This is a genomic window from Bacillus sp. FSL R5-0443 (assembly GCF_038608285.1).
Lineage (GTDB): Bacteria > Bacillota > Bacilli > Bacillales > Bacillaceae > Bacillus > Bacillus velezensis.
On record NZ_CP152013.1, the window covers coordinates 3,951,205 to 3,964,905 of the forward strand.

The following is a 13,701-nucleotide window of genomic DNA, read 5'->3' on the forward strand; positions in this document are numbered from 1 at the left end:
ATGTATCACACCCTGAAACCGATAATGGCCGCGGCCTTGTGCGTCGGCCTGTTCTCCGCCGCGGCGCCCGCGCACGCCGAGACGCACGACCGGGACGTTATCGTGGTGTACAAAAATCAAAACGGCAAAGAATCCGCCATAGACAGCGGAGCGGATGTGGAACAGACCTATCAGCATCTCCCGGCAGTCGCCGTGTCAGCCGATTCACAAACCGTGAAAGACCTGAAACAGGACCCTGACATCTTATATGTAGAAGACAATGTATCCTTTCAGGCAGCAGGCGGTTCTGATATCCGCCCGTTATCAGCGGCCCAAAGCAGCAGTTACGCGCTGCCGCAATGGGATATAGAACCGACTCAGGTCAAGCAGGCGTGGAAAGAAGGCTTGACGGGAAAAAAGGTGAAAGTGGCTGTCATTGACAGCGGCATTTATCCTCATGATGATCTGTCCATTGCAGGAGGCTATTCCGCAGTCAGCTATACTTCCTCATACAAAGATGACAACGGACACGGGACGCATGTCGCCGGAATCATTGCGGCCAAACATGACGGATACGGCATTGACGGCATCGCGCCGGATGTCCGGTTATATGCGGTTAAGGCATTAGACAGAAAGGGTGCAGGGGATCTTAAAAGCCTTCTTAAAGCGATCGACTGGTCGATCGCCAATAAAATGGACATCATCAATATGAGCCTCGGAACTAACGCAGACAGTAAAATTCTTCACGACGCCGTAGATAAAGCATACAAAAAAGGAATCGTGATCGTAGCCGCCGCAGGAAACGACGGCAACAAAAAACCCGTCAATTATCCGGGTGCCTACAGCAGCGTAACGGCAGTCTCAGCGTCAACTGAAAAAAACGGGCTCGCGGCTTTTTCCACGACCGGAAAACAAATTGAATTTGCCGCACCCGGCACCAATATTACGAGCACGTATCTGAATCAAATGTACGCCACGGCTGACGGCACATCTCAAGCCGCGCCCCACGTCACCGGCATGTTCGCGCTGCTCAGGCAGAAATATCCCGAGGAAACAAATACACAGCTCCGGCAGCAGATGCAGCAAAACGTCAAAGATCTGGGCGCTCCCGGACGTGACAGCCGATTTGGGTACGGCCTGGTGCAATATCATGTAAAGCAAAAGAGCTTTGCCGAACGGGCCGTAATAAAAGCGGAAAAGACGAAAAAACAGGCAGATATCAATCAAGCAAAAACGGCCGTCAGCAAGCTGTCCAAGTCAAAGGGAAAAACCGCTCTCGAGTCCCGGATCAATAAAGTTCAGACGGCAAGAAATGTGACGGACGCAAGAGACAAAGTCCGGACTGCCGAAAAACAAAAGAAAAAAACCGCCGTCAATGCCGCACAAAGCGCCATTCGCAAATTACCGGCCGGTTCAGAGAAAAAAGGGCTGCAAAAGCGGCTTAACGCTGTCAACTCAAGCCTTTTGAAAACAGCTGAGGCCAGCGTCAAGCAGGCGGAAAAAAAGACCTCTGAGGCCAGCACCGCAAAAGCCCAAAAAGCAGTCAGCGAAATCCAGCCGGGAAAAGAAAAAAACGCTCTGGAAAAACGGCTTGACCGGATAAAAGATAAACTCAACCGGCAGCAGGCTAGAGACAAAGTAAAAACGGCTGAAAAAACAAAGACGAAAAAAGCAAAATCAGCGGCGCAAACGGCAGTCAGCCGATTGAAGCCGTCTGCCGAAAAGACCGGCCTGCAAAAACGCGTGCGTGCGATTCGGGTGAAATAGCAAAAAACGCTTATGAGCCGGATAACGGCTTCACAAGCGTTTCATCACACCTGCCTATTGGTTCATGGCCGGGCGGCCGATCGTGTTCCATTTCGTAAAGGACATATATCGGAAATAATGATCACGATACGGGTGCGAGGTGCCTGTATTCCAAGGCTTGTCGCTGCCGCAGAAATGGACGATGGCCGGTTCGGCACGTGTTTCTCTGTAACGTATACGGTCGATCAGTTCAGGAGGCGTTTTCTCGTTCATGATAATATGCGTCTGCGCGTTCCAGCGCGGATGCAGTTCATGCCATTGATCATATAAGATCGCGTTAAGCGCGTCCTGATCATGAAACACGAGAAAATCCTCCGAGCTGTTTTCGTTGATAAAATCAATCACCTTTTCGGAAATATTTTGTTTTCTCCAAGGTTCGAAATCTATAATCATAATGCCGGAATTAAAATACTTGGCAGTTTCGCTGATATTCATTTTTTTCAGTCTTTCATGCTGTCCGGCGTCTTCTACTGCCGCAACTATTGCCGGGGAAATATCCAAGTCCCATAAAACCGAAATATCTTCCATCACAATTGCATCGCAATCAATGTAAATCATCCGCTTTACGGACTTATCCTTAATTAAATCAGGGATGGAAATGCGGTAATAAGCCGCTTTTGTAATGTGGCTGCTTTCGACTGCATGCTTGTATTGATCAGCGTCTACTTCTAAAAATTCAAGCGGCGTCCCGAATGACATCGCGGTCTGTTCAAGCTTGTCCTTGTTTTCGGCAGTAATTCCGCCGTCGATTACATATAATTTTGCATCCCTTGTTTTATCCATATTCATCAATAAAGAAGCGAACATCCCACCCAAATGACGAGCATAATGATCATCGGCACATGATACGATATGCATTGTTTCATTCTTTCCCACTGATATTCATCTCCCTTTTTGTTGTACAAATGTCTTTCCCTTTTTTAAAAAAGTAAACCTCGATCTTACACATTTTTTCTGCGGGAATGTGCTGTTTGCAATTTGATATCTTTTGCATTCCCTGTTCAAATTCAATCAGGATTTCAGCCTGAATCATCGTCAGAATATATCGCGCAGGAAAGCGAAAACACGTAAACATAAAAACAACCAGCCGGACTGCACATAAAAGCGGTCCGGCTGGTTGTGATGCGTCAATCGTTTAATCGACTTCTTTCTTAATCCCAAGCATCTTTTCGTCTAAATAATGGGCGATGTCCGCCGCTTCCTTCAGCTCGTCGGTCAGATGCTTTGGGACTTCGTTATTTAATTTGTAATAAATTTTATGTTCAAGACTCGCCCAAAAATCCATGGCGATGGTGCGGATTTGAATTTCCGCCTTCACATATTCCACACGATTCGTCAAATAAACGGGAATTTCAATAATCAAATGCAGGCTGCGGTAGCCGTTCGGCTTCGGGTGTTTGATATAATCCTTCACCTTTACGATCTTCAGGTCCTTATGCTGCTTCAAAACCTCAGCGACATTATAAATATCGGAAATAAAGGAACAGATAATCCTGACACCCGCAATATCATGAATATGCTCTTTCATTTCCTGCGTCGTCACATCGCAGCCTTTGCGCATCAGTTTATTGACGATACTCTCGAAACTTTTTACGCGTGATTTTGTATGCTCGATCGGGTTATGCCCGTGAATCAGATTATATTCCTGGCTGATGATAGAAAACTTCGTATCCAGCTCATCTAAAGCGAATTTATAAACTAATAATTCATTTTTCCAATCTTCCATGACCGTTTTCAAATCATCCATATGGGCTGTTGACAAGTCCATTTTTTTCATCTCCTTGCTTTGCTGTCCATATATGAGACGGGTCAGTCCGCGGTCAGGTTCTTTACAATATCGTGAAGATTATGTCATAAAAAAAAGCAAATGCCGGTTATGGCATTTGCCCTTTCATTTGATCAGCGGAAATAACTGATCAGGAGTCCGATGGAAAGCAGGAATCCGAAGAATGTATTGGTTTGCGCCGTTGATTTCATCGCAATAATCATGTTCATCGGCATTTCGTTTTTCACAAAGCCTTTCACGGCCTGAACGGGTTTCGGCACGCTCAGGAAGACCAGGAACAGCCACGGGCTTGTGTAACCCATGATGACAAGACCGACAATCCAGATGTAAGCGATGGCAAAAGATGCGGCCAGTATCATAACGGCCCCTCTATGCCCCATCAAAATGGCCAGGGTTTTACGTCCGCCCTTTTTATCTTCCTCAATATCACGGATATTGTTGGACAGATTAATGGCTCCGACCAAGATGGCGATCGGGATGGAAATCAAAATGCTCTGTTCATTAATTCTGCCTGTCTGAATGAAGAAAGAAATAAGGACAAATACAGAGCCCATGCAAATGCCGGAGAACAGTTCCCCGAACGGTGTATACGCAATCGGCAGCGGGCCGCCGGTATACAGATAGCCGATCAGCATGCCGGCAAGGCCGATAACCGCAAGCCACCAGCTGCTGCTCATGCAGATATAAACACCGAGCACGAGGGCAATCGCATAAGAGCCGAGCGCCAGCTGCAGAATTGTTTTCGGCTTCATGCCGTGGCGGACGATCGCTCCGCCGATACCGACGGAATCTTCCGTATCTAAACCGCGTTTAAAATCGTAATATTCATTGAATAAGTTCGTGGCGATCTGGATCCAAAGGCAGGAAAACAGCATGGCCAAAAACAGCAGGAAATCAACCTTTACGTAAAACATCGCCAATACGGTGCCGAGAAGTACGGGCACAAACGATGCCGTCAATGTATGAGGGCGGGTTAGCTGCCACAAAATGCGGCCCATGCTTTCTTTCTCGGGCGTCTTTTGGCTGCCCCCCATATTGTTTTGATTCATTTTCCTCTTCCTTTCTATTAAAAGGCTTTCACAGTCAGCCGATAACAGTAGTGTTGAATTGGGGTTTTCACGTTTTCTGCTACCTTATCTATCATAATAATTTCTTCCTCATTTCACAAGATGCGGCGCTTTATCGGCTATCCTGCCGGAAACGGCTTTTCGCCCTTCTCCATTGGGGTTCGGCACAAGCCTGCTTAAGAAAAAGCCGCCAAATTTTTTTTACCTCGTTTATATTTACGATAAGTTAAAAATCCCGCCTGAACAGCGCCTTTTTAGTATGATCATTTGCCAATTTATACATGCGTGTTTTCCATCCTTTTGTTTCTCATTCATTTTTAAGGAAATTTTAAGCTTAGGATATTAGACATATTTTGAAACTTTTTGTTAATCTAATCGTCATATACTGGTGTAATTATTGAATACGCGGGGAAGGAATTTTGAATATGATGCAAAAATTAAAACGTGCTTATGAAAATACATTGATCAAATGGACGTTTCATACGGGCTTTTATTTTCTGATATTAGTATTGCTCTTTTGGATGTATGGATTTCATACAGCGAATACCGGCACTTATATTTACAACGATTTCTAATCGGGGAGGATAACTATGAAACTACTTGATGCTATAAAAACATACGCAGACGCCAAGCCGCAGGCCGAAGCGTTTCGTTCCTTAGATCATTCCCTCACTTACGGGGAATTATGGGATTTGTCGGAGCGGGTTGCGTCCGGCATTCAAAAACATACAGCTGACGGTTCGAAAGCGCCTGTCCTGGTTTACGGACATATGGAGTCGAATATGATCGTTTCTTTCTTAGGAAGCGTCAAAGCGGGCCGCCCTTACATCCCTGTCGATGTTTCCATTCCGGCGGAGCGGATCGTCAAAATCATTGAAAGCTCAGGCGCAGAGCTGCTTATCAGCGTATCGGGCGATGCAGTCGATACGGGAAGCAATCTGATTAAAACCGTTACGCCCGAAGAGCTTGCAGCTGACGGAGATGCAGACCTCAGCCGTGAGAACTGGGTAAAAGAGCTGGATACGTTTTACATTATTTACACGTCCGGCAGCACGGGAAATCCGAAGGGCGTGCAGATATCGGCTGATAACCTGCAAAGCTTCACTGACTGGATCTGCAGGGATTTTCCTGTGGGCGAGGGTAAGACATTCTTAAACCAAGCTCCGTTTTCTTTTGATTTATCTGTCATGGACATTTTCCCTTCGCTTCAAACGGGAGGTACACTGCATTGCGTAACGAAAGACAAAATCAATAAACCGAAAGTACTATTTGAAGAGCTGGAGAAATCCAAACTGAACGTCTGGACATCGACGCCGTCTTTCGTCCAAATGTGTCTGATGGACCCCGGCTTTACGCAGGAGCTCCTGCCTGAGGCAGAAGTATTTATGTTTTGCGGAGAAGCGCTTCCGGCTGCCGTGGCACAGGAGCTGTTAAACCGTTTTCCGAAGGCCCGCGTATTCAATACATACGGCCCGACTGAAACAACGGTTGCCGTCACCTCCGTTGAAATCACGCAGCAGATCATTGATGAAAATGAATCTCTGCCTGTCGGTTTTGCAAAACCCGATATGGATATCTTCATCATGGATGAAAACGGGAATAAGCTTCCGGACGGAGAAAAAGGGGAAATCATCATCGCGGGCCCGAGCGTAAGCAAAGGCTATCTCGGAGAACCTTCTCTGACGGAAAAAGCGTTTTTCCCGATCGACGGCCAGTGGGCATATCACACGGGTGATGCCGGTTATGTTCAGGATGGTCAGATTTTCTGCCAAGGACGCCTTGATTTCCAGATTAAGCTTCACGGCTACCGCATGGAGCTGGAGGAAATCGAAGTACATGTAAGGCAGTCTCAATATGTGCGCACGGCGGTTGTCATCCCGTATCAGCCTAACGGACCTGTCGAATATTTAATTGCCGCCATCGTGCCTGAAAAACATGATTTTGAAAAAGAATTCCAGCTGACAAGCGCCATTAAGAAAGAACTGGCCGCTTCGCTTCCGGCCTACATGATTCCGAGAAAATTCATTTATCAGGATCACATTCAAATGACTGCGAACGGAAAAATCGACCGTAAACGCATTGGCGAAGAGGTTCTTGTATGACGCCTTACAGCTCGTTTTTCTTCTTTATCTTACTTGGAATCCTTCTTTTGCCGACGATTATTTTAGGGCTGAACGGCAAGAGATTCCAAGGATACAACATGTTTATATCCATCATCGTATTGGCTTTGATTTTCGCGCATGATCTGCACGGCGTGATCGCACTATGTATCTTTACGCTGTGGCAGGTGCTTTTAATCAGGGGTTATCTCGCTTACAGACTGAAAGCCAACAGCGGCTTTGTCTTCAGTATGGCCGTGATCGCGTCCATTTTACCCCTGTTCTTATCTAAATTATGGCCGTTTTTCTTTCCGCCGGCGCCTCATCACCCGGTTCATAACCTGATCAGTTTCTTAGGAATTTCTTATTTGACATTTAAAGGCGTCCAGCTGATCATGGAAACGAGAGACGGGCTGATTAAAGAAAAAATGCCGCTTCACCGCCTTTTGTACTTTATTATGTTTTTCCCGACCATTTCTTCCGGTCCGATCGACAGATACCGCAGATTTGCCAAGGACGAACAGAAAGTATGGACAAAGGGAGAATACGCTGATTTACTGTATACCGGCATTCATAAAATTTTTATCGGTTTCTTATACAAATTCATTATCGGATATGCGATTAACACGTATTTCATTATGAATCTGTCTCATATCACCCACAGCAAACTGTGGGGTAATGTGCTGTACATGTACGGATACAGCTTGTACCTGTTTTTTGATTTTGCGGGTTACACGATGTTTGCCGTCGGTGTAAGCTATATCATGGGTATCAAATCTCCGGAAAACTTTAATAAGCCGTTTATCAGCAAAAACATTAAAGACTTCTGGAACCGCTGGCACATGTCCTTATCCTTCTGGTTCAGAGACTACGTATTTATGCGCTTTGTTTTCTGGATGACAAAGAAAAAATGGATAAAGAACCGGATGGCCGTCTCAAACATCGGGTATTTCCTGCTGTTCATGCTGATGGGCGTCTGGCACGGACTCGCCCTGCAATATATTGTATACGGCCTGTACCACGCCGTATTAATGACCGGGTATAACTTTTTTGAGAAATGGAATAAGAAATACAAGTGGCTGCCCGCCAATCGTTTTACGGCCTTTTTAGCCATCGTCATCACATTCCATTTCGTATGTTTCGGATTTTATATTTTCTCAGGAAAACCATTTCATCACTAAAGGAGATTGAAAACACATGGAATTTAAACAGGAAGTATTAGACGTATTAGCTGAAGTTTGTCAGGAGGACGCTGTGAAAGAAAATCCTGATATTGAAATCTTTGAAGAAGGACTGCTTGATTCTTTCGGAACTGTAGAGCTGCTGGTCGCCATCGAAAACCGCTTCGGCATTACAGTGCCGATCACTGAATTTGACCGTGACGAGTGGAATACGCCAAACAACATTGTAAACAAACTGACTGAGTTGAAGTAAATGAAAAAGCGTTTCTTTGGACCAATTATTTTAGCGTTCGTCCTGTTTGTCGGAGCTATCGCAGTTCCGGCTTCATGGCTTACGCGCTTCATTCCTGAAAAACGTGTCGAAGAGTCGGCGGCAGCCTTAAATCCGAATATGTTCCAGGGACTCTATCTTCAAAACAAAATGTTCGAAGACTCGAAGTATCTGCCGATTTTCGGTTCTTCCGAGCTTTCAAGACTGGATGAGTTTCACCCGTCCAACTATTTCCAAGTGAACAACCAAGGCTTTACGCCTTATCTTGTCGGAAAAGGCGGGGACCAATCCTTGATACACGCCGTGAACTTTGCGGCGCATTATCAGCAGCTGAAGGGCAAAAAACTGGTATTCATTGTTTCTCCGCAATGGTTTATCAAAAAAGGTTCTGATGAACAGCACTTTGCGCCGAATTTTTCATCACTTCAGGCATTGGATTTAGCATTTAATAACCAGATTGATCCCGCGGTCAAAAAGAACATGATGAAGCGCATGCTCCGTTTTAAAGTCGTTCAGCATGATGCCGTCCTTTCTGAATTGTACAAGGGAATGGTCAACGGACAATCATGGAAAGTGAAAGCGGTCATGCCGGCTGCCAAAGCTTATTATTCTCTGCTTGAGAAAAAAGATCTTTATTATTCAATGGGAGAAAACAAGGGCCCTGAACGGACGATCTCTGAAAACCTGAAAGGGAAATCGTGGTCAGAGTTAAAAACAGCCGCCGCTCAATTAGGAGAACGGAGCTCCAAGTCCAATCCTTTCTATATCGATGACGCTTCTTATAAAAAGATTAAGAAGAAAGTAAAGAGAGTGAAAGGAATCAACAAAGGAAGAACATACGCCAAATCAGTCGAATATCACGACTTTGAGGATATGCTGGACATTCTGAAAGATGCAGGCGCTGAACCGATGTTCGTGGTTATTCCGGTCAACGGAAAATGGTATGACTACACCGGCTTCCCGAAAAAAGGCCGGACTGATTACTACAAAAAAGTCACTAAGCAAATTAAAGCGAAGGGCTTTCAGGTTGCCGACTTATCCGGGCACGAATATGATCCGTACTTTATGAAAGACACCATCCATATCGCCTGGAAGGGCTGGGTGTACGTCGATAAAGCAATGGAGCAGTTTTACAAAACCGGCAAGGTGACGGTTCACTGAGCACGGTGATGACAGAATACGTAAAAACGAACACGCAGGGGGCATTCTCTCCCCTGCTTTTTATGTGATTTTGATTTTTTCACAAATTTGAGGAAAACTATTGCGAATATTTGTTGAAGGTATACAATAGAATATAAATTATTTTCAAATAAGTTTGACAATAACACCAATAGGGAGACAGAACATTATGAAACAAGATATTCGTGTTGAATTGACTTCAGCCAAAAAACCGAAACCGGACCCCCATGACCTTGCGTTCGGCAGAATTTTCACCGACCATATGTTTGTTATGGATTACGACGCCGATCAAGGCTGGTATGATCCGAGAATTATCCCTTATCAGTCCATCTCAATGGATCCTGCGGCCATGGTTTATCATTACGGCCAAACCGTTTTTGAAGGGCTTAAAGCGTATGTAACGAAGGATCAGGAAGTGCTTCTGTTCAGACCGGAGAAAAATATGGAGCGCCTGAACCAGTCAAATGACCGCCTTTGCATCCCGCTCATTGATGAAGAGCTTGTTCTTGAAGGCCTGAAACAGCTCGTAGCCATCGACAAAGACTGGATTCCGAAAGCGGAAGGCACTTCCCTTTATATCCGTCCGTTTATCATTGCGACTGAGCCTTTCCTCGGTGTAGCGGCATCCCATACGTACAAGCTGTTTATCATTCTTTCCCCGGTCGGCTCTTATTACAAAGAATGCATTAAACCGGTAAAAATCGCCGTGGAAAACGAATTCGTGCGCGCCGTCAAAGGCGGCACCGGAAACGCGAAAACCGCCGGCAACTACGCATCAAGCCTGAAAGCGCAGCAGGTTGCGGAAGAGAAGGGATTTTCCCAGGTTTTATGGCTTGACGGCATTGAGAAAAAATACATCGAAGAAGTCGGCAGCATGAACATCTTCTTCAAGATCAGCGGCGAGATCGTGACGCCGGAGCTGAACGGAAGCATTCTTGAAGGAATTACGAGAAATTCCGTCATCACCCTTCTCAAACATTGGGGACTGACTGTGTCTGAGCGGAAGATTTCGATCGATGAAATCATCCAGGCGCATCGTGACGGCCGATTGGAAGAAACATTCGGAACCGGTACGGCTGCGGTCATTTCTCCGGTCGGCGAACTGATCTGGAATGATGAAAGTCTTGTCATCGGCAGCGGTGAAACCGGAGAGATCTCGAAGAAATTGTATGATACCATTACAGGCATTCAAAAAGGCGCGGAAGCCGACGTGTTCGGCTGGACGACGGAAGTCGCCTCACTAAGCGAAACAAAATAAGCAAAAAACCCGGAAGCGAATCCGGGTTTTTTTACTGCTCTTATGCTTCAATCGAATTAAAGAAATGAGGCAGATGTTCTTTGTGGGCCTCAAGCATTTCATCCAGAATGGCCTTTGCCACGGAGTCTGACGGGACGAGAGGATTGATCGTCATCGCAAGTAGCGCCGTTTGATAATCTCCCGTGACGGCTGCTTCAGCGGCGACACGCTCAAATGATTTGATTTGCTGGACGAGTCCGCGGACAGACACCGGCAGATCACCGACGGCGATCGGTTTCGGACCGTCTTTCGTCATAACACAGTTCACTTCGACCGCTGAGTCATTCGGAATGCTGGCGATCGCGCCGTTGTTTATCGTATTGACGGGCTGGATATCATGTTTGTCGTTATAGATGGAGCTGATCAGGTTGCAGGCCGCGTCACTGTAGTACGCTCCGCCCCGTTTTTCAAGCTGCGGCGGTTTGATGGCGAGATTCGGATCTTTGTACAGTTCGAACAGTTCTTTCTCAACCTTCTGTACGACCTCGGCGCGTGTGCCCTCCGTCTGTGACGCTTCTATTTCATGCTCGAGCATTTCTTTCGTTTTGAAATAATAGCGGTGGTAGCCGCAAGGAATCAGATCGAGCGCCTTCAGGAATTCAGGCTCCCATTCCGCGCCTGAAATATTTTTCATCGTCATGGCGTTTTCCGGGTCTCCCATGGCTTCAATGACTTGATCTTTCACGCTGACGCCGTCTAAGAAAACATCTAATCCGAAGACCATGTGATTCAGCCCGGCAAATTGCACTTCGATCCGGCTGACATCCACGTCCAATGCTTTTGCGACGCCCATTTTAATGCCGATCGGCACATTGCAGAGGCCGACGACTTTTGTGAGATTCGAGTAGCGGAGTAAGGCCTCGGTAACCATGCCGGCAGGGTTTGTGAAATTCACGAGCCAAGCATTCGGACAAAGCTCTTCGATGTCTTTCGCGATTTCCAGAATAACCGGGATGGTGCGCAGCCCTTTGAATAAACCGCCCGGACCGTTTGTCTCCTGGCCGATTACGCCGTATTTTAACGGAATCCGTTCATCTTTGGCGCGGGCCTCAAGAAGGCCGACGCGGAATTGAGTCGTTACGAAATCCGCATCCTTCAAGGCTTCTCTCCGGTCAAGCGTCAGGTGAATCTCTATCGGAACACCCGCTTTTTCGACCATGCGTTTTGCAAGCGTGCCGACGATATTGAGTTTTTTCTCGCCTTCGGGAATGTCGACGAGCCATAATTCTCTGACAGGCAGTTCCTCATAGCGTTTAATGATGCCTTCCACAAGCTCCGGTGTATAGCTTGAACCTCCGCCGATCGTTACAATTTTAATTCCTTTTGTCATATTTTTGCTCCCCCTTGCAGACTCACTTTTTCGTAAATCTCGACTAACTCAGCGGCCAAGTCTTTCACGGTCATGGCATTCATTAAATGATCTTGCGCATGCACCATTAAAAGCGTCATGTCTGTTTTTTCTCCGCCGGCTTCATTTTGGATCAGTTCTGTCTGATAATGATGGGCTTCCGTCAGTTCCCTTGCGGCTTCCTGAAGCTTTTCTTCCGCCATGGCTCTGTCCCCCCGCTTTGCGGCGGCAATGGCTTCCATTGATGCGCTTCTGCCGTTGCCGCCATGCAGGATGATCTGAAAAATGGTCTGTTCCATTTTTTCATTCATGTGTTTCACTCCCTTTCTCTACAGCACGGCTTTTTCGTCTCCCTGTACGGCTGGCGCCTGCGATTGTTCAAGTTCGTTTTCTTCTTTCAGCTTTTGCGAATCCCACATTCTGAAGAACGGATAGTACACGATAAAGGCTGTGATGATATTAATCGCCTGCATGACAGCCCCTGATATTTTTCCGCCCGTGGCAAGATAGCCGGAGAAAATCGGCGGCATCGTCCATGGGACGGCAATGCCGGCAGGTTTGGCGACGAGGCCAGTGCTCATGCCGATATAGGTAAGGACCAGTGTGACAAGCGGTGTGATAATGAACGGAATGAGAAGCATCGGGTTCATGACGATCGGCATTCCGAAAATAATCGGCTCATTAATATTAAAGACGGCCGGCCCGATGGCGAGTTTCCCAAGCTGCTTCATCTGCTTGCTTCGCGAACGGAGAAACATGGTGACCACGAGCGCCAGTGTCGCGCCGCTTCCGCCGATGTTGATCCAGATTTCAAAAAACTGCTGGGTGAAAATATTCGGAAGCGCATCGCCCGCCTGAAACGCAATCCGGTTGGCATCCATCGCTCCGAACCAGATCGGCGCCATGACGCCGCCGACTATGTTCGCCCCGTGTAATCCGCACGCCCACAAGAGCATTTGAACCGCTTCGGCTATCAGGCTTCCGCCGAGACTTCCCCCAAGAATCGAGAGCGGTGTCCCCAGTACAACGCTTACAATGTTATGAAGGCTTTCAAACGGTGTCGCTTCGACAATTAAACGCGCGCCCCAGATCAGAAAGATGACGGCAAAACCGGGAATTAAAGCGATAAACGATTTGCTGACCGCAGGAGGCACGCCGTCCGGCATTTTGAAGACGAAATTCCGCTGGATGATCAGGCGGTAAATTTCCGTCGACAGCATGGCGATGATCATCGCGACAAACAGCCCTTTGCTTCCCATGAGAGACAGCGGGATGCCGCCGCCGACCATGATTTCCTCTTTGGCGCCGGAAGGCAGAAACGGAACTTTGTACGGCGTTGCCAAGAGAAACGCCGCCAAAGATATCGCACCGGCCGATAAAGCGTCCACCCCGTATTTTTCGGCCAGGCGGTAGGCGATTCCGAAAGCGGCGACAAGACCCATGATTTCAAAGGTCGCATCAACCGGATATTGCAGTTTTTGAGACCAGGCGCTTCCGAACGTCTTTGCCATGAAATCCGCATATCCCGGAATCGGCAGGTTGCCGATGATCAGAAAAAATGAACCGATGATAATAAGCGGCATGGTGAGGATGATCCCGTCACGCAATGCTTGCAGATGCCGCTGGGAGGCAATTTTTCCGGCAATGGGCATGACTTTCTCTTCTAAAAACTGGTTCACCTTATTCAC

At 47.0% G+C, this 13,701-nt stretch carries 13 protein-coding genes; 7 read left to right on the forward strand and 6 right to left on the reverse strand.

Translation table 11 applies throughout. From position 1 onward, the window contains the following. A complete protein-coding gene (locus NYE28_RS19975) occupies positions 1–1,746 on the forward strand; it encodes a S8 family serine peptidase (protein WP_342490229.1) in 1,746 nt (581 codons plus the stop codon). A 54-nt stretch (positions 1,747–1,800) separates the two neighbouring features. On the opposite strand, the gene NYE28_RS19980 is transcribed toward NYE28_RS19975, so the two are convergent. From NYE28_RS19980 to NYE28_RS19990, 3 genes are all read right to left on the reverse strand, one after another. Next, entirely contained in the window at positions 1,801–2,661 is an 861-nt protein-coding gene (locus NYE28_RS19980; RefSeq protein ID WP_342490230.1) for a glycosyltransferase family 8 protein, read from the reverse strand. Between the two features lie 259 nt (positions 2,662–2,920). Further along, entirely contained in the window at positions 2,921–3,553 is a 633-nt protein-coding gene (locus NYE28_RS19985; protein ID WP_007407732.1) for a GTP pyrophosphokinase family protein, read from the reverse strand. Between the two features lie 131 nt (positions 3,554–3,684). Then, on the reverse strand, positions 3,685–4,620 hold the full coding sequence (locus NYE28_RS19990) for a 1,4-dihydroxy-2-naphthoate polyprenyltransferase (RefSeq protein ID WP_007614633.1): 936 nt from the start codon (positions 4,618–4,620) through the stop codon (positions 3,685–3,687). A 443-nt stretch (positions 4,621–5,063) separates the two neighbouring features. Here NYE28_RS19990 and NYE28_RS19995 point away from each other — a divergent pair, with 443 nt between their 5' ends. The 6 genes from NYE28_RS19995 (at position 5,064) to NYE28_RS20020 (ending at position 10,626) form a co-directional block, all read left to right on the forward strand. Beyond that, on the forward strand, positions 5,064–5,213 hold the full coding sequence (locus tag NYE28_RS19995) for a teichoic acid D-Ala incorporation-associated protein DltX (RefSeq protein WP_003150882.1): 150 nt from the start codon (positions 5,064–5,066) through the stop codon (positions 5,211–5,213). Between the two features lie 15 nt (positions 5,214–5,228). Then, positions 5,229–6,740, forward strand: coding sequence for a D-alanine--poly(phosphoribitol) ligase subunit DltA (gene dltA / locus NYE28_RS20000; RefSeq protein WP_342490231.1), 1,512 nt, complete (start codon positions 5,229–5,231; stop codon positions 6,738–6,740). Beyond that, complete coding sequence (gene dltB / locus NYE28_RS20005; RefSeq protein WP_012118762.1) at positions 6,737–7,918, forward strand: D-alanyl-lipoteichoic acid biosynthesis protein DltB; 1,182 nt, start codon at positions 6,737–6,739, stop codon at positions 7,916–7,918. Before dltA ends, dltB begins: the two co-directional genes overlap by 4 nt. Before the next feature lie 16 nt (positions 7,919–7,934). After that, a complete protein-coding gene (dltC, locus tag NYE28_RS20010; protein ID WP_003150875.1) occupies positions 7,935–8,171 on the forward strand; it encodes a D-alanine--poly(phosphoribitol) ligase subunit 2 in 237 nt (78 codons plus the stop codon). Continuing rightward, positions 8,172–9,350 (forward strand): D-alanyl-lipoteichoic acid biosynthesis protein DltD, encoded by a 1,179-nt coding sequence (gene dltD, locus NYE28_RS20015; RefSeq protein ID WP_012118763.1) that lies wholly within the window; start codon positions 8,172–8,174, stop codon positions 9,348–9,350. It abuts the gene before it with no gap. A gap of 184 nt (positions 9,351–9,534) precedes the next feature. Beyond that, complete coding sequence (locus NYE28_RS20020; protein WP_342490488.1) at positions 9,535–10,626, forward strand: branched-chain amino acid aminotransferase; 1,092 nt, start codon at positions 9,535–9,537, stop codon at positions 10,624–10,626. Between the two features lie 40 nt (positions 10,627–10,666). Here NYE28_RS20020 and licH read toward each other — a convergent pair whose 3' ends face one another. The 3 genes from licH to celB are packed head-to-tail and all read right to left on the reverse strand — an operon-like array spanning position 10,667 to position 13,701. Then, entirely contained in the window at positions 10,667–11,995 is a 1,329-nt protein-coding gene (gene licH, locus NYE28_RS20025) for a 6-phospho-beta-glucosidase LicH (RefSeq protein WP_337681130.1), read from the reverse strand. Then, positions 11,992–12,324, reverse strand: coding sequence for a PTS lichenan transporter subunit IIA (gene licA, locus NYE28_RS20030; RefSeq protein WP_003150867.1), 333 nt, complete (start codon positions 12,322–12,324; stop codon positions 11,992–11,994). The genes licH and licA overlap by 4 nt, the downstream gene beginning before the upstream one ends. Positions 12,325–12,342: 18 nt before the next feature. Further along, complete coding sequence (gene celB, locus NYE28_RS20035) at positions 12,343–13,701, reverse strand: PTS cellobiose transporter subunit IIC (RefSeq protein ID WP_015240833.1); 1,359 nt, start codon at positions 13,699–13,701, stop codon at positions 12,343–12,345.